Source organism: Clostridiales bacterium (assembly GCA_017569285.1).
GTDB lineage: Bacteria > Bacillota > Clostridia > Christensenellales > Aristaeellaceae > Aristaeella.
Map to the genome: position 1 here is coordinate 2,839,542 of CP069419.1, position 20,618 is coordinate 2,860,159.

At 58.3% G+C, this 20,618-nt stretch carries 18 protein-coding genes and 1 tRNA gene; 10 read left to right on the plus strand and 9 right to left on the minus strand.

Annotated elements, in window-relative coordinates:
- Positions 1-59 precede the first annotated feature (59 nt).
- From JNO48_12580 to JNO48_12590, 3 genes are read left to right on the plus strand one after another with little or no spacing between them, the layout of a single operon-like run.
- Positions 60-716 carry a response regulator transcription factor gene (locus JNO48_12580; GenBank protein QTE68009.1) on the plus strand — a complete coding sequence of 219 codons (657 nt, stop codon included), beginning with the start codon at positions 60-62 and terminating at the stop codon, positions 714-716.
- The gene (locus tag JNO48_12585; protein QTE68010.1) at positions 713-2,083 is read left to right on the plus strand and encodes a HAMP domain-containing histidine kinase; all 1,371 of its coding nucleotides are present in this window, start codon (positions 713-715) and stop codon (positions 2,081-2,083) included. The genes JNO48_12580 and JNO48_12585 overlap by 4 nt, the downstream gene beginning before the upstream one ends.
- A 15-nt stretch (positions 2,084-2,098) precedes the next feature.
- Positions 2,099-4,630, plus strand: coding sequence for a hypothetical protein (locus JNO48_12590; GenBank protein ID QTE68011.1), 2,532 nt, complete (start codon positions 2,099-2,101; stop codon positions 4,628-4,630).
- Between the two features lie 62 nt (positions 4,631-4,692).
- On the opposite strand, the gene JNO48_12595 is transcribed toward JNO48_12590, so the two are convergent.
- Both JNO48_12595 and yfbR read right to left on the minus strand, forming a co-directional pair.
- Positions 4,693-5,988, minus strand: coding sequence for an LCP family protein (locus JNO48_12595; protein ID QTE68012.1), 1,296 nt, complete (start codon positions 5,986-5,988; stop codon positions 4,693-4,695).
- A gap of 44 nt (positions 5,989-6,032) precedes the next feature.
- Complete coding sequence (gene yfbR / locus JNO48_12600; protein ID QTE68013.1) at positions 6,033-6,617, minus strand: 5'-deoxynucleotidase; 585 nt, start codon at positions 6,615-6,617, stop codon at positions 6,033-6,035.
- Positions 6,618-6,752: 135 nt separating this feature from the next.
- Between yfbR and JNO48_12605 the strand changes: the two genes are divergently transcribed.
- The 4 genes from JNO48_12605 to JNO48_12620 all read left to right on the plus strand — a co-directional run bounded on the left by JNO48_12605 (position 6,753) and on the right by JNO48_12620 (position 11,615).
- Positions 6,753-7,424: a (d)CMP kinase gene (locus tag JNO48_12605; GenBank protein QTE68014.1), complete on the plus strand. Its 672-nt coding sequence runs from the start codon at positions 6,753-6,755 to the stop codon at positions 7,422-7,424.
- Positions 7,417-8,061, plus strand: coding sequence for a 1-acyl-sn-glycerol-3-phosphate acyltransferase (locus tag JNO48_12610; GenBank protein QTE68015.1), 645 nt, complete (start codon positions 7,417-7,419; stop codon positions 8,059-8,061). Before JNO48_12605 ends, JNO48_12610 begins: the two co-directional genes overlap by 8 nt.
- A 90-nt stretch (positions 8,062-8,151) precedes the next feature.
- Complete coding sequence (locus JNO48_12615) at positions 8,152-10,203, plus strand: bifunctional 4-hydroxy-3-methylbut-2-enyl diphosphate reductase/30S ribosomal protein S1 (protein ID QTE68016.1); 2,052 nt, start codon at positions 8,152-8,154, stop codon at positions 10,201-10,203.
- A gap of 74 nt (positions 10,204-10,277) precedes the next feature.
- Positions 10,278-11,615 carry a polysaccharide deacetylase family protein gene (locus tag JNO48_12620; protein QTE68017.1) on the plus strand — a complete coding sequence of 446 codons (1,338 nt, stop codon included), beginning with the start codon at positions 10,278-10,280 and terminating at the stop codon, positions 11,613-11,615.
- Positions 11,616-11,700: 85 nt separating this feature from the next.
- On the opposite strand, the gene JNO48_12625 is transcribed toward JNO48_12620, so the two are convergent.
- The 3 genes from JNO48_12625 to JNO48_12635 are packed head-to-tail and all read right to left on the minus strand — an operon-like array spanning position 11,701 to position 15,020.
- Entirely contained in the window at positions 11,701-12,198 is a 498-nt protein-coding gene (locus JNO48_12625; GenBank protein QTE68018.1) for a helix-turn-helix transcriptional regulator, read from the minus strand.
- A 21-nt stretch (positions 12,199-12,219) separates the two neighbouring features.
- The gene (locus tag JNO48_12630) at positions 12,220-13,749 is read right to left on the minus strand and encodes a hypothetical protein (GenBank protein ID QTE68019.1); all 1,530 of its coding nucleotides are present in this window, start codon (positions 13,747-13,749) and stop codon (positions 12,220-12,222) included.
- 14 nt (positions 13,750-13,763) lie between these two features.
- The gene (locus JNO48_12635) at positions 13,764-15,020 is read right to left on the minus strand and encodes a glycoside hydrolase family 27 protein (protein QTE68020.1); all 1,257 of its coding nucleotides are present in this window, start codon (positions 15,018-15,020) and stop codon (positions 13,764-13,766) included.
- Between the two features lie 129 nt (positions 15,021-15,149).
- Between JNO48_12635 and JNO48_12640 the strand changes: the two genes are divergently transcribed.
- Together JNO48_12640 and JNO48_12645 are read left to right on the plus strand one after the other, a co-directional pair.
- Positions 15,150-16,577: a family 43 glycosylhydrolase gene (locus tag JNO48_12640; GenBank protein ID QTE68021.1), complete on the plus strand. Its 1,428-nt coding sequence runs from the start codon at positions 15,150-15,152 to the stop codon at positions 16,575-16,577.
- 398 nt (positions 16,578-16,975) lie between these two features.
- Positions 16,976-17,064 (plus strand) — tRNA-Ser (locus tag JNO48_12645).
- A 415-nt stretch (positions 17,065-17,479) separates the two neighbouring features.
- On the opposite strand, the gene JNO48_12650 is transcribed toward JNO48_12645, so the two are convergent.
- Positions 17,480-17,755, minus strand: coding sequence for a helix-turn-helix transcriptional regulator (locus JNO48_12650; protein ID QTE68022.1), 276 nt, complete (start codon positions 17,753-17,755; stop codon positions 17,480-17,482).
- Positions 17,756-18,192: 437 nt separating this feature from the next.
- Here JNO48_12650 and JNO48_12655 point away from each other — a divergent pair, with 437 nt between their 5' ends.
- On the plus strand, positions 18,193-18,954 hold the full coding sequence (locus tag JNO48_12655; GenBank protein ID QTE68023.1) for a DUF4111 domain-containing protein: 762 nt from the start codon (positions 18,193-18,195) through the stop codon (positions 18,952-18,954).
- A gap of 143 nt (positions 18,955-19,097) precedes the next feature.
- On the opposite strand, the gene JNO48_12660 is transcribed toward JNO48_12655, so the two are convergent.
- From JNO48_12660 to JNO48_12670, 3 genes are read right to left on the minus strand one after another with little or no spacing between them, the layout of a single operon-like run.
- The gene (locus JNO48_12660; GenBank protein QTE68024.1) at positions 19,098-19,826 is read right to left on the minus strand and encodes a methyltransferase domain-containing protein; all 729 of its coding nucleotides are present in this window, start codon (positions 19,824-19,826) and stop codon (positions 19,098-19,100) included.
- A gap of 37 nt (positions 19,827-19,863) precedes the next feature.
- A complete protein-coding gene (locus JNO48_12665; GenBank protein ID QTE68025.1) occupies positions 19,864-20,112 on the minus strand; it encodes a TIGR04076 family protein in 249 nt (82 codons plus the stop codon).
- A gap of 3 nt (positions 20,113-20,115) precedes the next feature.
- Positions 20,116-20,607, minus strand: a complete 492-nt coding sequence (locus JNO48_12670) for a GNAT family N-acetyltransferase (protein QTE68026.1) — start codon at positions 20,605-20,607, stop codon at positions 20,116-20,118.
- Positions 20,608-20,618: the final 11 nt, after the last annotated feature.

Sequence of the window (20,618 nt, forward strand, 5' to 3'; positions counted from 1 at the left end):
CACATCTTCTATGAAAATATGATAGAATTCTGACGAAGCCTTGGAGAGGGTGAGTTTTTTTGTATACGGTTTTTATGGTGGAGGATGACCCGAATATCCGGATGCTGACGGGAATGCACCTGCAGCTGGCCGGGTACGCCGTGCGGGAACTGGAGGACGCGGCCGCCGCGCGGGCGGCGCTGGCGGAGGAGAAACCGGCGCTGGTGCTGCTGGATATCATGATGCCCGGGGAGGACGGCTTCTCCCTCGGGGAATCCCTGATCCGGGAAGGGATTCCCGTGATTTTCCTGACGGCGAAGACGGCGGTGACCGACCGGGTGCGTGGGCTGCGGCTGGGCGCGCAGGACTATATCCTGAAGCCCTTTGAGCCGGCGGAGCTGCTGGCCCGGGTGGAGAATACCCTGAAGCGCACCCAGGCAAAGACCGACGTCTATGAGCGGGGAGACCTGAAGGTGAACTTCGAAACGCGTGAGGTGTGGCGCGGCGGGAAGCCTGTGACGCTGACGACGCTGGAATTCAACCTGCTGAAGACGCTGATTGAGTCCGGCCGGACGGCCATGAGCCGGGATGAGCTGCTGAACGCCGTGTGGGGATACAACTACATCGGCGAGACCCGCACGGTGGACGTGCATATCCAGCGGCTGCGCGGGAAAATCGGCGCGGAACGGATTGAGACGATCATCCGGTACGGATACCGGTTCCGGGAGGACGTATGAAAAAACGGGTATTTATCGGAATGCTGGCGCTGGTGCTGCTGATCCTGCCGGTATCGCTGTACCTGCAGATTAACCAGGCCTTCCGGCAGAGCCTGGAAAGCGCCCGGAACAGCGCACTCCGGGAGGAAAGCGCCATCGCGCGGGCCCTTTCAATGGAACTGCAGCGGGAGGATGACCGGGCAGGATCCGATACCACCCTCCGGCGCATCGCGTATGACGCCCAGCGGAGGTACGGATCGGCGAACGTGCAGGTGCTCCTGTACAGCGGCCGGAACCAGCTGAACGGGCAGCTGCCGGTCACGGCCCCGGAAATCCTGCTGGAGGCGGAGGAACGGTCCACTTACCTGTCCTCCGCGGATCACAATATGTATATTGTCCATCCGCTGGATGCGGAAATCACGCTGATCACGGTGACGGACTTTTCACCTTTCTATGAGGCGCGGGCGGAACAGACCCGGTTTGCCCTGTGGATCTGCCTGGGCGGAACTGTGCTGGCCGCAGTGCTGGCACTGCTGATTTCCGGCGGACTGACCCGGTCGCTGCGGCGGCTGGCTCAGTCCGCGGACGCTGTGCGCAGCGGCGCGGGTCTGGAACTGAAGCCCAGCGGAAAGAAGGATGACATCGGGAAGCTGACGGACGCGTTTGCGGCGATGAACGACGCGGTGAAGAAGCGCGAGGAATCGCTGAGGGAACAGGCGGAACAGCGGCAGCGCCTGATTGACGCGCTGGCCCACGAGATGCGCACACCGCTGACCTCCGTGGTAAGCGCGGCCCGCCTGATCCAGAACGGAAACGCGGACGCGGAAACGCGGGAACGGATGTGCGACCTGATCGTAAGGGAATCCCGGCGCCTGGCGGAAATGGACGAAAACCTGATGAAGCTGACGCGCATGAACGGTGCGGAACCGGAACCGGAGACATTTTCCCTGAAGGAAATGGCCGAAGAAGCCCTGGCCGCGGTACCGGAAACGGAACTGGCCGGGGAGGACAGCACCGTGACAGCGGACCGCGCCCTGGTGATCCAGCTGCTGCGGAACCTGGTGAACAATGCCGCGAAGAGCGGAACGGAAACTCCGGTACGCGTGACGCTGCATGAAGGCGGATTTACCGTATCGGACGAGGGACGGGGCATGACGGAGGAGGAAGTGCGCCGGTGCACGGAGCCCTTCTGGAAAGCGGATCCGGCCCGGACAAGGGCGTCCGGCGGCGCCGGCCTGGGCCTCACGATCTGCCGCGAGATCGCCGAACTGCACGGGGCAAAGCTGGAAATCCGCAGCGAACCCGGCAGGGGAACCAACGTGGAATTTACACTGCCGTTACATCCCGGTGAAGACTCTGAAACAACGGATCCGGTATCCTGTGACTGAAAGGAGTGATCATGAATGATGAATCACAAAAACAGGAAGTCATGGAGAACAGTAATCATAATGCTGCTGGTGCTGGCGGTGCTGCCGCTGAACGCCCTGGCGCTGACGGAGGATACGCTGGAGCCTGCGCCGGAGAACGCGGAAACCGTAAAGGCGGCATCAGCCGGGCAGTACCTGCCGACAGCCAGGAAGCCCTGGAACCGGAAAGAAGTATCGGCAGATGAGACGGTGGATACCCAGTTTTCCGAAACATCCGGGTTTGACAGGCCGTGGCTGACCGACCTGGAGCTGGCGCGGACACGGCGGCTGATGGAGCAGATGGCCGCGGGGGAAGCAGTCTATACCGGTCCGTCCGTGGTGAGCGCATCCGGGAATGCGTTCCGCGGCATCGGCGTCTATCCGCTGAATCCGGAGGATTATGACGGGGAAACATTTTATGTGCGGCTGCCGCAGTACCAGCCGCTGACCGATGAGCAGATCCGGTCCCTGATTTCTGCCTTCAACGAACTGGGAATTCCATTTGATCCGGATTCACTGGGGAGCCGGAACTGCAGCCGGCGGGATGAAGATTATGTGCAGGATTATGAATCCAGACCGATCAGCGAGGAAGAAGAACAGCGCCTGGAAATCATCCGGACACTGATCCGGCAGGGTGTGCTGACAAAAGACAGTATCCCGGCAGGAACAAAGGATTATTATATTCCGATCGGGTCAGGTACTCTCCGGCTCTATCCCTACCGGAGCATGACGGATGATGAGCTGGCCCTGCTGGCCCTGCATACGGACAGCCGGTGGGAGGATGACCCGCTGGAGATTGAACAGATGGCGAAGGACGCTGTCCGCAGCTTCTATCCGGAGGTCGACAGCCTGGAGAATGAGGATATTTACATGTATATCCCGGAATCCTATATTGACAGCGGAAGGTATTATATCCGCTATCATGTGGGGATGAGTATGAGTATCGAATCCTGGGAAAACGATGATATCCAGTATATCGACGTTGAGCTGATGAAGGAATACGGCGGGAAGCCGGAAATCAGCGACGTAGGAATTTTCCTGAGCTTTGACATGATGGCAGACCATGGGACCGGAACCCGGGAGGCGTGGATCGCGGCGGCCAGGGAATGGGCGGAATCCAGCCTGAAGGCACCGGACGGAAAGGTGCCGCAGAACTGGTTCCTTGAGAATGAACCGCAAACCTATTTTGAACCGTCCTATTATGTAAGGGGAGCATTTGTATCCGGTGAAACGCCGGAGTGGGAAGTGAATGTGCAGGTAGAACCGGACACCATGAAAGTAACAACCGTCTCGATGACCAGCAAGAAATGGCGGCATGTATATGAGGGAACAAAAATGCCGGAAGAAGCGGCATACATGCCTTCGAACGCCCGGCCGGCAAACCGGGACGCGGTTTCGGCTGATGGGAAGACAGACCCGCAGATGGTAATCCGGCATGATGATTACCATGCGGAAGAGGACGGATTTTACCTGCCCTGGCTGACGGACCTGGAGCTGGCCCGGACCCGGAAACTGATGGAACAGGCGGCTGCAGGAGAAGTGACCTATACCGGCCCTTCCGCGGTCAACGCTTCCGGGAACATGGACGGCCGGGTCGGTGTTTATCCGCTGAACCCGGCGGATTTTGACGGTGAGGAGTTCTATGTGCTGCTGCCGCAGTACGACAGCCTGACAGATGAACAGATCCTTTCCCTGATCGCGGCCTTTGACGAGCTGGGTATTCCGTTTGATCCCGACTCGCTGTGCGGCCGGAACTGCGGACGGAACATGTGGTTCCGGCAGACCCGCTGCCTGACGGACGCGGAAGAGGAACGCCTGGAGAAAGCCAAGGATCTCGTACGGCGAGGAAAGGTGACCGCGGAGGATATCCCAGGAGGAACGCCGGACGGCTATATGGAAATGGAGTGGTACGGTGATGATGCCTGCTTCCACTTCTATCCGTACCGGGAAATGACGGATGATGAAATCAACCGGCTGGCCCTGCATTACGAGGAAAAATGGGAAGACGAGCCGGAAAAGGTGGAACAGTTCGCGATGGATACCCTCCACGGCCTTTTCCGGAAACCGCAGCAGCTTGAGCTGGAAAATGAGGAAATCTTTTACGCACCGCTGGACAGGGAAGGCGTGATCTCCTACGTCCTGTATGTGGATGACACGGAAAACCGGTGGAAGGACTGGGATTACCTGGTGATCGAAAAGAAGGATCCCGGCAGTGAGCCGGAAATCGCCCGGATTTTCATTGATTATGAGCGCTATGTCCCCGAAGAACGATATGTTCCGGAAGCAGATGAGGAGGCCTGGATCGGAAGCGCGAAGGCCTGGGCTGCGGAAAATCTGCAGTACCCGGACGGGCAGGAGCCGGAGGAATGGACGGTTTCCTATGTGAATACCCAATCACCGGCCGGCTACAGCACGGCTACGATTCAGGGAAAAACACAGAGCTGGATTTACAGTATTACCGTTAACCAGATCAACCTGGAAGTCTGGCAGTTCATGGCAGACAACCGCAGCTGGTACCCGGAAGAATAAACCGGAGCAAAGCAAAACCGGCAGGCATCGGAATGATGCCTGCCGGTTCTTCATATCCGGGATTAGTTCGCCGGGATGTATTCGCCGTAGATGAAATCGTGCAGCGATTCGGTGGTCTTCTGCTTGTTCGTCATCACGGTGACGCTGGAGCCGTTGATCGTCTGGTAGCTGTAGGTCTTGTCCTCCGGAATGCGGAACTCCTGGATGACGCTGTCGACGGACTCCAGGAAGTCCAGGCTGAAGCTGCCCAGGACGCCCATGGCGACCTTCGCCATCTCATCCAGCGGCATGTTGGTGATCAGGTACTGGGTCCAGTCCACCACCAGGTTGAAGAAGTCCAGCTTTCCGCTCTTGATTTTCGCCATGGTGGGGCGGAGCAGGCTGTCCAGCAGGTGCCGGGTGCGCGCGGTGCGGACGAAGTCGTTGTCGATCTCGCGGAGGCGGGCATACATCAGGGCCTGCAGGCCGTCCAGGTGCTGGACGCCGGCCTTCTCAGCCAGCTTCTGCCGGCCTTCGGAATGGTTGTCGTAGGTGGCGGCAATTTCCGCGCCGTGGTACTTCCGCTCGCGCTTTCCGTCCGAGCCAATCTTATAGCTGCCGTCCGGATTCTTCAGGTAGACCACCCGCATATCCAGGTATTTGTTGATCGCCTTGGCTTCTTCCTTCGTCAGGTCGATATCGGCGCCGCCCAGGGACTCGATGATCTCCTCCACGCCGAAGAAGTTGATCGCGACGTAGTGGCGGATGTTCAGCTGGAAGTTCTTGTTGACGGTGGCGATGCAGGTTTCGGGGGAGTCCACCCAGGAGTGGTACTTGCCGTTTTTGTAGATCGCGCGGCCGAAGGAGTTGGCGATGATGGCCTTGTTCTTGCGGCCGGGGATTTCCACGTAGGTGTTGCGGGCGATGGAGGTCAGCTTGATCGTGCCTTCCTCCGTGTTGATGGACAGGATCATCAGCACGTCGGACCGCTTGGCGACGGAGTTGTCCGTCGGGTCTTCCTCCTTGTAGCGCATCTGCTCGCTGAGCTTCTGGATCTCCTTGGTTCCGCGGACGTCCACGCCGATCAGCAGGATGTTGATGACGTTGTCCGGCAGGTTCGGGTTGATGTACAGGTCGGCCGGATCGATGGAATCATCGATCTCCAGCTCCGCCGTCAGGTCCATCAGCTGGCTGATCTGCTCGGCGGTGAGGTGGTCCTCGCCGAGTATGATGTTGCCGTTTTCATCGACTTCGTATTCATCTTCGGTGATTTCGACAATTTCGAATTCCTCGTCTTCACCCTCCGGTTCGCCTTCGGCAAAAGCCAGCACGGGCAGCAGCAGGGCCAGGACCAGGAAAATGGAAAGCAAACGTTTCATTCGGTTATCCTCCAAAAAACAGCAAAGTTCAGGCGCCGGAAAGGTCAGAGCGGATGGTTCAGCTCATCAAGTGTCATCTCAAAGGCCGGCAGGAAATCCCGCAGGAAGTCCTGCACCTCGGGCAGGGCGATCGCGTCGATGGCGGCTTTTACGTTCTCCGCGGCGTAATCGAACTCCCGGTTGCCGGCCCGTTTCTCCTCCAGGCACTTGATGTAAGCGGAAATCTTGTCCGCGGCCTTGACCACATCGTGGTCATACCCCTTTTCCTGCTTGAGGTAGGGGGTGAAGGCGGGGCGCATATCCTCCGGCAGGAGGGACAGCAGCCGGTCGGCTGAAACGTCCTCCAGGCGGCGGTAGGCGCCGCGCAGCTCCTCGTTATGGTACTTGACAGGCGTGGGCAGGTCCCCGGTCATGACTTCAGTCGCGTCGTGGTACACCGCCAGGGAGAGCACATGCTCCGGATCGACGGTGCGGCCGTAGCGGTCCCGCCCGATGACGGCGATCGCGTGCGCGATCATGGCGACCTGCAGGGAATGCTCCGCGTCGTTTTCCGGCTGGGTGTTGCGCATCAGGCTCCAGCGGGAGATGAGCTTCAGCCGGGAAAGACAGGCAAAAAATGCGTGCGTCATAAAGGCTCCTTTCCAACAAGGGCATTATACAATACGAAAACAGGATGTTTCAAGGGCAAAAACCGGCTGAAAAGATTGAGAAAACAGGCGAAAGCGTGTATAATGCATGCCAGAAACGTACAGGAGGATACAGACATGCGGCTGAATGTGGGAATCGACGGACCGGTAAGCGCCGGCAAATCTTCTGTTGCGGACGCGGTGGCGGCCCGCCTGGGAATCCTGCACCTGGACACCGGCGCGATGTACCGCGCCCTGGGGCTGACCGCGATCCGCCGGGGCATCGACGTACAGGATGAGGAAGCCATCGTCCGGCTGTGCCGGGAGCTGAAGGTTTCCGTGAGCCACGAGGCGGACGGGCAGCATACATTTGTGGAAGGCGAGGACGTGACCGGCCTGATCCGGACGCCCGAGGTGAGCATGGCGGCATCCACCGTGAGCCGGTATGCCGACGTGCGGCGGAACATGGTGAAAATCCAGCAGCAGCTGGCCGCGGAAACGGACATGGTGCTGGACGGCCGGGATATCTGCACGACGGTGCTGCCGAACGCGACGGCCAAGATTTTCCTGACCGCGTCCCAGGAGGAGCGCGCGCGGCGCCGGTTCCTGGAGATGCAGGCCAAGGGCATGAACGACACCTTCGAGCAGGTGCTCGAGGACCTGAAGAAACGTGACGACCAGGACATGAACCGCCCGGTGGAGCCCCTGCGGCAGGCGCCGGACGCCGTGCTGGTGGATACGACGAACCTGACCTTTGACGAGGCCGTGGACGCCATCCTGAAGATTGTAGAGGCAAACCGCCATGGCTAAGACACCCCTGGATCCCGTAACCGAAAAACGCAGTATCCTGTATGAAATCGCCCGCGTGCTGGCCGCGGTGGTGTTCAACACGTTCCTGCCGGCCCGGTGCATCCACCGGGAGAAGCTGGACGCGGAGGCTCCGTATGTGGTGATCGCGAACCACCGGCACGCGCTGGACCCGGTGGCGATGGCCTATTTCATCCGGAAGCGCCAGATCGTCTTCCTCGGCAAGAAAGAGCTGGGGAAGGGGAAACTTGCGACAAATATCCTGACGCGCATGCACTGCATTCTGGTGGACCGGCACAACACGGACATGAACGCCATGCGCAGCTGCATGAAGGCTGTGAAAATGAAGAAGATCCTGCTGATCTTCCCGGAGGGCACCCGCCATCACGAGGGACAGATGGAGCAGATTGAAAGCGGCACCGCGATGATCGCCCTGCGCAGCAAGTGCCCGATCATTCCGATCTATTTCGACCGGAAGCTGAGCCTGTTCCACCGCACGAACCTGATCGTCGGCGACCCGATTCCCACGGAGGACCTGCTGGCGGAAGGCATCAATACCGAGACCTGCGAAAAGATGAACGAGCGGCTCCGGGAGACCTTCCGGGGAATGGTACGGGAATACGGAGACAAAAAAAGTTAAAAATATTTTCAGTTTTTATGCAGGAATTCTTGCAATAGAAGCGAAAAAATATTAGAATGAAGATAAATCTCACACGTGAGGATAATGGTCATGCCTGTTGAGGTGGCGACACATGCCGGCTTCTGTATGGGAGTCCGGCGGGCCGTAGAGATGGCAGAGTCCGCAGCGGAAGACGGAATTCCGTCCTGTACGCTGGGGGATCTGATCCATAATCCGGAAGTGGTCCGCCGCCTGGCAGGCAAAGGCCTTGCTCCCGTTTCCGCTCCGGAAGAGGCGGCCGGGCGCAGGGTACTGATCCGCAGCCACGGCGTCAGCGCGGAAGTGATGGAGCGGCTGACCGCGGCCGGCTGTGAAATACTGGACCTGACATGTCCTTTTGTGGAACGGCTTCACCGCATCGTGGAGGAATCCTCCCGCAGCGGCAGGCCGGTCATCCTGGTGGGCGAACGCGATCATCCCGAGGTTCAGGGAACCGCCGGATGGGCCCACGGCCCGGTGTGGTTCGTGGCCTCCGCGGAAGACGCGGAACAGCTGCCGGAAATGGACGAAGCGGTCATCGTTTCCCAGACCACCTATCCCCCGGAAGCCTGGCCGGGCACCCTGAAAGCCATCGAGCGGAAGGTAAAACACCCGGACAGCCACTGCACCATCTGCAACGCAACGGAGATCCGCCAGCAGGAAGCCTGCGAGCTGGCCTCCCGGGCGGACGCGATGATCGTCGTCGGCGGAAGGAACAGCGCGAATACGCGCAAGCTGTTCCGGACCTGCGCGGAGCGGTGCAAAAGGACCATTTTGGTAGAGAGCGCGGCGGAGATTCCGCCAGCCTTTGCAAATACAGATTCCGAACTGATTGGAATCACCGCCGGTGCTTCCACACCGTCGGACTTACTTAAGGAGGTTGTCTCACACATGAGCGAACTGGAAACCAAGGACCTGACTCCCGCCGTGGAGGAAGAAAATCACAATGACTTCATGGCTGAAGTCGAATCGACGCTGGTAAGGATCCGCCCCGGACAGACGCTGACCGGCAAAGTCGTCCAGATTACTGATGATGAGGTTTGCGTCAGCATCGGCTACAAGGCGGACGGCCTGATCAAGCGCGCGGATCTGGTGGACCAGGATGTCAAACTGGATGACGAGATTGAAGTCGAAGTCGTGAAGGTAAACGACGGCGAAGGCAATGTGCTGCTAAGCCAGCGCAACATCGTCAACCGGAAGGCGTGGGACGCCCTGATGGAAAAGAACGAAGCCGGTGAATACGTGGACGCCGTCGGCAAGGAAGCCGTCAAGGGCGGCCTAATCGCCGACATCGGCGGCGTGCGCGCGTTCGTGCCCGCCAGCCAGCTGAGCCAGCGTTATGTAGAAAAGATTTCCGATTTCGTCGGCAAGGAAATGAAGCTGAAGATCATCGAAGTCGACCAGCAGAAGAAGCGCGTTGTCGCGAGCCGCAAGGCCGTTGTGGCGGAAGAAGCCGCTGCGAAGAAGAAGGAAGTATGGGACAAGCTGGAAGAGGGCGTCGTGATCCACGGTATCGTCCGCCGGCTGACCGACTTCGGCGCGTTTGTTGACCTGGGCGGCGTGGACGGCCTGATCCACATCACCGACCTGAGCTGGGGCCGCATCAAGCATCCGAGCGAAGTCGTGAAGCCCAACCAGGAAGTGGACGTGAAGGTCCTGAGCCTGGATCCCGAACGGGAACGCATCCAGCTGGGTTACAAGCAGCTGCAGCCCCATCCGTGGGACAACGCCATCGAGAAGTATCCCGAAGGCGCCATCGTGGATGGTAAGGTTGTCCGCATCACCGACTTCGGCGCGTTCGTCGAACTGGAGCCCGGCCTGGACGGCCTGGTCCACATCAGCCAGTGCGCGACGACCCGCGTGGCCAAGGTGGAAGACGCCGTGAAGGTCGGCGAAGAAGTGAAGGTCAAGGTGCTGGGCGTGGATCCCGAGAAGAAGCGCATCAGCCTGAGCATCCGCCAGGTGCTGGAGCCCGAAGCTCCCGCTGCCGCTGAGGAAGAAGCTGCTCCCGAAGCCGAGTACGAAGTGGTCGCGACCGACGATAAGGTTGCCGAACAGTTCGTGGAAGCGGTGGAAGAAGTGACCGAAGCAGCCGCCGAGCAGGCCGAGGAAGCGAAGGAATAATTCCGCTGGACCGGGGGACTGTGAAATGAATCACAGTCCCCCTTTTATTTTGATCCCGGAGAGGGAAGTCCTGTATGAAGAAACGACTGTTCGTGCTCTGCTGCGCGGTGCTGCTGGCCCTGGGCGCCTGCCTTCCGGCCGGTGCGGAACGGGAAATTCCGCCGTGCCTGCGCTTCAGGCAGAAGATGACCACCACGAAGATGCGGAATAACCGCAACAGCTTTGTCACGGTTCCGGAAACGGCGCTGCCGGAGGTGGACCGGGAGATTGCTGAAGCCGTGAACCGCCTGTATGCTGCCGCGGAGCCTTTCCTGGCGGAAAAGGGAGCCATTGCCAGCTGCCAGGACCGGATCGACGCTGGCCCGTATATCACCCGGGTTGGGGACCGCTGGATGAGCTTCCTGACGGTTGGCCGGGTGACCCATGGAATTGAACAGGTATTCGTGGCCTTTGACGCCCGCGTGTACAACATGGAGACCGGGGAACGCGTGACCCTGGACCGCATTATCGACGCGGAAAAGGGCGGATGGGAATTCCTGTCCGCCGAGGTCCGCCGGCAGCTGGATGCCCACTTTCCGCTGCTGGAAGCGGATGAGGCGGCGCTGGATGCCCTCTGCGCGCCGGACGCGCTGAAGAATACCGCGTTTACCCTGTCCCCGGGACACATCACGCTGCACTGGCACGCGCATGACCTCTATCCGGACGCGCCGGAAGGCCTGCTGCGTGTGACAATCTATTATCCGGAACTGAAGCCTTACATGACTGAAACCGCCATCGCGGAAACGGACTGCACCGGATACCCGCTGGCTGCGCTTACTTATGACGACGGGCCGGGCCGGGGTACCTCCGATGCATTGATGAACCAGCTGCGGCTGTACGGCGCGGAGGCCACGTTTTTCAATATCGGGGAACGGATGCACCTGTTTCCCTCTGTGCTGCACCGGGAGTACGACGTAGGTTACAGCGTGCAGAGCCATAACTGGATCCATGACGTGAAGGCATACCCGAAGCCCGAACAGCTGGCGGAATGGATCCGCCGGTCGGACGAGGAGCTCAGCTCCATCATCGGGATCGGGCCGACGCTGCTGCGTCCGCCGGGCGGCAATGAGGTGAGCTTCCGCAAGGCAGGATGCCCGCTGCCCCTGATCCACTGGTCCGCCATCTCCGGAGATGCCGATGCATCGCAGATGGAAGATATAGAAGGGGTGGCCCACCGGGTATTCGGCTGCCGGGACGGGGACATCATCCTCTGCCATGACATCAACAACCGGGCGCCGGCCTATGCCTCGACTTACCTGCCGAGGCTGACGGAAAAACGGGGATTCCTGCTGGTGACGGTGGAGGACCTGTGCGTGCTGCGCGGGGTGGAACTCCTTCCCGGACAGGTATATACAAACTGCCCGCCCGAATAACGCGAAAGAATACAAAAAAGCCGTGAAAACCGGGGCTCCGGCCCGGGGATCACGGCTTTTTTCTGCCCGTATGAACGGGGGAGGATTACTGTTCTTCTACCGGCGGCTTCATTTTGCCGATGGCAATCTGCTCGTCCACCCAGAGCTGCAGGCTGGAGACGCTCAGGGCGATCCGGTCCAGGTTGGCTTTGATCTCAACAAAATCCGCGTATTCATCCGTACGGACCTGTCCGTCCTCCACGATCTCCAGGAGGCGGTCCCGGTTCTTGCTGATGCGGTTGACTGCGTTGAGCGTTTCCACCGCAATCTGTGCAAGCTCTTTGGATTCGGTCGGCAGGTTCCGCTGGCGGCCGATGGGGCATTCGTTGGCGCAGTAGTAGTTCCGCAGGGCGGGAGCCTTGTAGGAATCCGCCATCAAAACTACATCCTCCGGCTGGATCTGTGTCCGGCCGTTTTCGATCTTCTCAATCCGTTCCGGGGAGAAGCCGGGGATCAGGTCTGCCGCCCGTTCACGGGTCAGGTCCAGGCTTTCCCGGGTGGTCTGCCAGATGGATTTGTTCTCCTTAGTCGATCGTCTGCCCAAAGCTATCGCTTCCTTCCAGTGTTATTCCGGCTGATCCGGTGTGTAATATTTCTGGTGTACCCAGCCCCTGTAACCCTTGCCCTCCAGCAGGAGGAACTCCTCCGATTCCTCCACAACGGCGACAGGCGTTCCGGGTTTCCATTTGGTGACAGCGACACTGCTGGCCTTCGGGTTCTTGTGCGCGGTGATTTCCGTGGAGCCGGACGTCTTTCCGTTCACGGAGATCATCCCGGTGCGGAAGCCTTCCGCCGCGGGAGCGAGCACTTCGACATCCTCGGCCTTCACATAGCCGAAGGAGCCGTTTTTGTACCCGTAGAGGCTGCCGTCCTGCGAGGCGAGCAGCAGTATCATGGAACCGTATTCGCAGCGGGAGACGCCCGACAGGGCCTTCCCGTTGGAATCGGTGAGCTTCGTACCCTTTTTGCCGGTGACCAGCGCAACGCGCGGGGCGGAGCCGTCCGCAAGCTTCAGGGACCGGGTATCCACCCGGGCGGACTGGTCATCCCGGCTGACCTTGGTGACCATGGCACCGGCGTATTCCACGGAAACACCCGCGGGGCCGTTCCCGAGATCGGCGAAGAGCCAGTGCGGCCGGATGAGCCGCATGTCTTTTTTGCCGATGTAGTCGGACGTCATCCAGTATTCCGCGCCGCCGTATTCCTGGGTCTCGAAGAACCAGCGGAGGCCGGGCAGCTGGTCGGGGGTGACGGCCTCGGTGAAGGAGCCGTCTTCGTTCCGGTAGTAGATGTGCCCGATGTTCGCCTTCCGGGAGGCCAGGCGCTCGTAGGTGGCGCTCAGGGCGCTGTCCACCACGTGCACGTATTTGCCGTCCTCGCTGACGCCGTTGAGCAGGGCGATGTGGCCCAGCACATGGCCGACGGACAGCAGGTCGCCCCGGCGCAGGCAGGAGACCACTTCCTTTTCCCCGGTGATGACATCCCCGGATGTGTTGAAATCAAAATCCTTCCCGGCGGCCAGGATCAGGCCTTCATTGTTGGTGCCGCGCTCCTCCACATAGAAGCGGGCATAGGCTGTGGCGAGGGTTTCCGGCTGGCAGAGCTCCGGATCCACCCCGATGCGCTGCAGGGCATGGCTCAGCGTGAAGATCGCGCAGCCGGCCTTCTGCAGGGAACGGTGGTGCTTCTTGTTGTAAATCTTGTCCTTCCACCAGCCGTCGCGCTGGCTGTAGACCACGTCCGGTCCCATCTGGGCGGGCGCCTGCCCGGAGACGGGGATATCGACGGTGATGCTTTCCTTATCGCTCTTCCCGTAGCTGACGGTGACCTCCAGGGTGTAGTGCCCCTCCTGGCGGGGACGGAAGGAAGCGGTGAACTGCTTCACGGGCTTGCCCTCGGTAAAGACGGGCTCGCCGTCCACCCGCAGGGTGTACGTCACGCCGGTGGCACCGTCGCGCCCGGGGGTGACGGTGACATCCACGTAGTCCCCCATGCGCGGGCTTTCCGGCACAAAGGTCACGGCAGGCTCAGCGGACGCGGCGCACACGCACAGCATCGCGCAGGCCAGCAGCAGGAAAAACAGGAACTTCTTCATATCGGCAGCAAACCTCATTTACGGGATCCGGCGGAGAACCGGTACAGGACGGTATCATGGGCGGGAACGGAGGCGCGGATGCCATCCGCGAAGCGGACGGACTTTCCGGTCCACAGTTCCTTCACCTTCATGCCTTCCGCGCATTCCGGCGCGGCGGAGACGGTCTTCTTTTTATCGCCCAGGTTGAACAGCGCCAGGTAGAACCCGTCCCCGTCCTTCCGGGGAGCGATCCAGGTGCTGGCTTCGTCGGTGGTGTACAGCGGGTGCGCGCACCAGCTTTCCTTCAGGATGTCCAGCACTTCCGCGTTGGTGAGCAGGGACAGCGTGAACGGATCGTTCTTGGTCATTTCCGCCCCGATCATCAGCGGGGAGCGCATCATGCACCACAGCGTCATCATCGTGCGCTGCTCGGCGGGAGTGAAGTGGGTGCGGTCATCCGGGTTTTCGCACTGGCGCAGGGCGCCCAGGGGCAGCATGTCCGCGTCCGGCCAGTGGCCGGGGGCCGCGTGGATGCACCACTTTTCCGCCCGCTCGAACATTCCCTTCAGCAGGCGCCATTCATCCCAGAAGTCGTCCGTGATGCGCCACATGTTGGCATAGGTCTTCAGGTGCTCCGCTTCGGTGAGCGGGGCGGGGCCGGGGCTGAGGCTGAGCACGATGTCCCGGCCGCAGGAGCGGCAGGCTTCGGAGATCAGCTCGATCTCCCGGCGGCAGTGGGGATATTCCCGGGCGATGTCGTCGCACTTGACGAAGTCCACGCCCCATTCCGCGTAGAGGCGAAAAATGCTGTTGTAGTAGGCGGCCGCTTCCGGGGTGTCGCACCGGAGACCGTACATATCGGGATTCCAGGCGCAGACGGAATTCGGGTTCGCCGCGTTCTGGCAGAAATACGGGCTGTCTGCGATGGGCAGGTGCCGGTGCGCCGCCATGCGGGGCATACCGCGCATGATGTGGATGCCGAATTTCAGCCCCAGGCTGTGGACATAGTCCGCCAGCGGTTTGAAGCCCGCGCCGTTCGCGGCGCTGGGGAAGCGGTTGACCGCGGGGATCAGCCGGCCGTACTCATCCATCGTCAGCTCGGAAAAAGGCTCGTAGCTGTGGTTGACGGCGGTGGGCTGGGCCCACTGGATGTCCACCACGATGTATTCCCAGCCAAAGGGTTTCAGCTTCTCCGCCATATACTCCGCGTTGCGGCGGACGGTGCCTTCCGTAACGGCGGCGCCGTAGCAGTCCCAGCTGTTCCAGCCCATGGGCGGTGTCTGCGCGATCATGAAACCCCTCCTTTTTTCCCTAAACGTCAATATTATACCAGAGAGACAGCACAAAGACAATCTTTTCCATTGACAGGCGGGCGTTCCGGGCGTTTAATGGAACCAAACAAGCCGAAAGGAAAAGCCGCCATGAGTGAAAAGAAATGGATCCGGGGAGCCAACCCCTATATGCCGCTGTGGGAGCATGTGCCGGACGGGGAGCCGCGCACCTTTACGTACAACGGGGAAACGCGGGTATACCTGTACGGTTCCCACGATACCCTGAAGACCGAATACTGCGGAATGGACTACGTGGTCTGGTCCGCGCCGGCAGACGACCTGACCGACTGGACCTGCCACGGCGTATGCTACAAAGCGCTGGACGACAGTCCCCTGTACGCGCCGGACGTGGTGGAGAAGGACGGCATTTATTACATGTACGCGGCGGAGCGCCGCGGGTCCCGCATCATGGTGGCGAAGTCCGATAAGCCCTGGGGTCCCTTCACCGACCCGGTGGAGACCGAACTGAAGTTCGACCCCGGCATCCTCGTGGATGACGACGGGCGCGTGTACGCCTACTGGGGCTTCTGCAAGAGCTGGTGCGCCGAACTGAACGACGACATGGCGACGATCAAGCCCGGCACCATCAAGGAAAACCCGATCCCGCACTGCCGGGCGCAATGGGCGCCGGATGACGGCTGCGTGGGGGACGACGCGTTCTTCGAGGCGTCCAGCCCGCGGAAGATTTTCGGGAAGTATGTGTTCATCTATTCCCGCCGCGTGAACCGCCATGTGCCCGCGCTGGGCATCTATGAAGACTGCAACGGTTTCCTTTCCTACAAGTGGAGCGACCATCCGCTGGACGGTTTCCGCGACGGCGGGGACATCAGCTTCAACGGCGGCGAGATCATCCCCGGGGAGCACGGCTTCAACACCATGACCTACCGCTGGGGCAACAACCACGGTTCCGTGATGCAGGTGAACGGCCAGTGGTACGTGTTCTACCACCGCCAGACCGGCACGGACGAGTATTCCCGCCAGGCGATGCTGGAGCCAATCGACGCCGCGGAAGGGAAGGACGGGAAGATTTACCTCGGAAAGATCACCTACAAAGACGGCGAACCCGTTTCCTCCTGCCCGGTGGAAATGACCTCCCAGGGCGCGCACATCAACGGCCTGGACGCCCGGAAGTGGATCTCCGCCGGCTATGCCTGCCACCTGTACGGCGGCAAACAGAACGCGTATATCGCCCCGGTGTACGAGCAGCGGGATGATATCTCCGCCCCGGTGAAGAATGTTTCCGACGGCCTCACCGCCGGATTCCGCTACCTGCAGTTCGGACCGAACACCCCGAAGACCGTGACCGTGAACCTCCGGACCGACGTAACGGTATCCGTCAGCGTCCGCATCGACGCGTATGACGGCAAGGAAATCGCCCGCCTCTATATGAACGCGGGCACCCGCACCGAGACCGCCGACCTGATGAGCGCCGTCACCGGAAAGCACGCAGTGTATTTCCGCTTCATCATGCGCCAGGACAGCGAGAACACCGAATTCGACAGCTTCACATTTGACTGATCCATACATTTCACCACAATACAAATGCACCTGCCCGATGCAGGTGCATTTTCCATTTTCCTTGTCAAATCCGACTTCATTGTGATATAATTCCGCCGTTGCCATGGAGCGGTATCGAAGTGGTCATAACGGGGCTGACTCGAAATCAGTTTGACGGCAACGTCCGTGGCAAACGAGCCGAATGTCAGCGCAGTGCGCTGTCCGGCGAAGCCGGAAATGAGGCGAGTTTGTTAGCGCGAAAGGGAGAACGGAGTCCGCTCCAAGGACTCCGGGCGACCATTGAGCGAACGGGGCTTCGAATCCCACCCGCAATTATTATTGCACCTGCAGAAGCAGGTGCATTTTCCATTTTCCTTGTCAAATCCGACTTCATTGTGATATAATTCCGCCGTTGCCATGGAGCGGTATCGAAGTGGTCATAACGGGGCTGACTCGAAATCAGTTTGACGACAACGTCACGTGGGTTCGAATCCCACCCGCTCCGCCAACAAAAACGCTCTCCCCTTGTGGGAGGGCGTTTTATGTTGATGCAGGGGGGAGAGAACCCACGTGCACGTGGCAAACGAAGGAAGCGTCTCCCCGGTGGGGAGTGCCGAAGGCAAGCGACCTGAGTTTGTTAGCGCGAAACGAGCATCGAGCGCGCCCCAAGCGCGAGAGGCGACGATTGAGCGAACGGGGCTTCGAATCCCAACGCAAGCTCAATAGTCGCAGCTCCACACTGTGGAGACTGCTTCTTTTCGCTTGACCTCAGAACCGATGAAATTTCCGCCACAGGCGGTCATCGGTTCTTCGCCCCGCTCCGCACAAATTAAGCACCTGCATTCTTGCAGGTGCTATTACAATTGTTATTCTTTTTTGGACGAAAAGAACCGTCCCTCCGTCCATCCAGAAAAACATCCACCTTATGATCTTTCACGGACGACCTCCTCGATGGAATTGTATTTTACATCCGCAAACAACCGTTTCATATCCTCCGTGCAGTCCAGCGCGACAGCCAGCTTTGTCAGCGAAATCAAAGAAATTTGCCCCGTGGTTTCAAACCGTTTGATGCTTCCAAAGCTGACATTGCTTTTTTCGCTCAATTGCTGCTGGGTAAGGTTTTTCCGCTTGCGGATGCCGCGCAGCCGCTGCGCCAGGGCCAAATTGATTTCTTCCGGTGTTTCCCAGATAAAACTCATTTCTTCCTCCAAATGGATCAAATATGATCCATATTAGATCAAATAGCCATTAAAAAGATCATATATTATCCATAAAAAAGCATATCATATGGATTTGAAATTGACAAGCAGATCATACGGCAGGTGCTTTTCCAATTCTCCAAAACGAACAAAAGGGACCGTGTTTCTGTTTGCGCTGCTGTGCTGATTGAGAACTTGAATAATTTATTAGCCAACTTCTCAATGGGGCTGTTGACTTTCTTACAGAGGAGCGCATAATTCCTATTGAGAAGCAGCATCATTTATTAGCGAAGTTCTCAACGGGGAAATGGCGATTTGGGTTTTCTGCCTGATATCTTATTGGATGAAAAGAACCATCCGTCTCCAAACCTGTACTATACAATACGCATATCAGGAGCCAAAGACCTCAACATTCGGGATCCGTGGAAAGGAAACATATGGAAAAGCAGCAAATTGACAGCCTGATCAACGGTTTTGTCGAACAGTCAAAAGAGATACTCCGGGAGAACCTTGTTGGCGTTTATCTGCATGGTTCTTCAGTCATGGGCTGCTTCAATCCGCAAAAGAGCGATATCGACCTGATCATCGTGGTGAGTCATCCGCTGACTGACTCTGAAAAAAGAAAATACACGGACATGGTGGTTGAATTCAATGCGATCGGACCGGCAAAGGGGATCGAAATGAGCATTGTTCTCCGGGATGTCTGTAAACCCTTTGTTTATCCCACGCCTTTTGAACTGCATTTTTCGGCAGGGCACCTGAACTGGTATAAGGATGACCCCACTGAGTATATCCGCAGGATGAACGGCACGGATAAAGACCTTGCGGCTCACTTTACGATCATCAACAAAAGGGGCAGGTGCCTGTATGGTACGCCGATCGAAGACGTGTTCGCTGAGGTTCCAAGCGGCGATTACATGGATTCCATCTGGTTTGATATTAAAGGAGCAGCGGAGGAAATAACGGAAAACCCCATGTACCTGATCCTGAACCTTGCAAGGGTGCTGGCTTATAAAGAAGACGGGCTTGTTCTTTCCAAGAAGGAGGGCGGTGAATGGGCACTCGAACACATGCCTGCCGAGTACCATCCGCTGATTGCAGACGCCATGCGCGAGTATTCCGAAAGCGCCGATATCGTCTACGATGACGCCCTTGCCAAACGCTACGCAGAATATGCAATTGGGAAGCTGGCACAGTAAAGCCGGAACGGCAAATGACTGCACCGTCTCTCCGTTCGTTCAAAAAGTCCACACAGGAATTCTGATATCAAAGCTTATGTTTCCGGTCAAACCAAACAGAAGGGAACAGCTCTTCCGTTCACTGTTTTTTGCACTATTCACAATCATGCTTTTTTCTGAAAGACCAGGTGATGGAAAAAAGCGATCCTTCTGTATTCCTCCATGGTGGCAGCCCTGGTTTCCAGCTCCAGCATTGCCCGGTACCATTCCTCTGTGTACTTGATTTCGTTGTTGGAAGAAAGACCGAAAAACGCCCTGATTCCATAGGTTTCGACAAGATCCGTCGTTTTCGCAAGGTGGCTGACAAGAGATTCATTGCTGTACATATTCCGGGTCCCGAAAGGACTGTCCTGGGTATGATCCGGATTCAGAAGCTCCAGGGCAGCTTTCGGGTCATCGGCCAGTACCGCGGAGAACATTACCTTCCCGGGCAGGTTATGCTTGACCACAGACAGGATTCCCTCGGGCTTCAGCACCCGGACCAGCTGTTTCAGTACGCCATCGGAATCCTCGACATATTCCAGCACATTGTGGCAGATCACCACGTCAAAGGTATTTTCTTCTAGTGAATCCAGATATTCCGTGCCATGCGGTATCAGTTTGTAGAGATTGCTGTTTACCCGCAGGCTGGCCATCTCCGCATTCGGTTCCACCGCGGTTACCTCATGGTGGGCTGCGTAGTGATCCGCTGTCAGGCAGAAGCCTGAGCCGAAATCCAGAATCTTCAGCCGTCTGTCCGAGGGAAGGTTCAGCTGCCTGTAAATCAGTTCATAGAACATCCTGCCCCAGGGCTGATCCACCATATTCCTGTAATTCTGCACAGAACTCGTCATGTTTGCTCCGCCTTTATTTTTTTCTCCGGTTCATTCGTTACTCTATCACTTCTCCATGAATGGAAACCCTGCCACCATCCGGGCATCTGGCATCAAAGGCCCTTGCGCGGCCTTCTCCATAATCAAGGGAAGCTCCGTTCTGCAACGCATAGACCATCGGATATATGTTGTTCCATAGTTCATGGCATAAAGGCGGGCATAAATCTTCAACGATAAATTCCTGCCCTTTTTTGAAATACTCGCATCTGCAGTTGCTCTCTGTGATTGTGAGCTTAACCTTTGTCACTGCTTATTCCCCCCTGTCGAATTCAAAGATGACGCCGTCTTCCTGCCTGTTTTCGTGACCGGTATCGGTTTTGACCACCACACCGCCCATGCGCTGATAGAAGCGCATGGCATTTTCATTGTAGGGACTGCAATTGCAGGCAAAACGGCTGATTCCGTTTTTCCTGCAGTAGTCGTTCAGGATGGAAAAGGCCAGCTTTCCGATTCCCCTGTGCTGATACTCCTGCAGCACATACAGGGAATGCAGCCATACCCCGGAACCGTCATGCCGGAAAATGAAATATCCGATATCCTCGCTGCCGTATCGAATCAGATATACCGTGAAGGATGGATCTGAGATCTTTTTCAGATCGCGCTGCTGATGCCAGTCAAAGTCGAAATCATCAATGACTGCATCCGGATAAATGCCCCGATACGTTGTATTCCAAATCCTCTGCCGGAGCGCACTGATGGCGGCCGCGTCAACTGCCTTTGCGGGGACAAAGTCAATGTTCAACTTGTAATCTC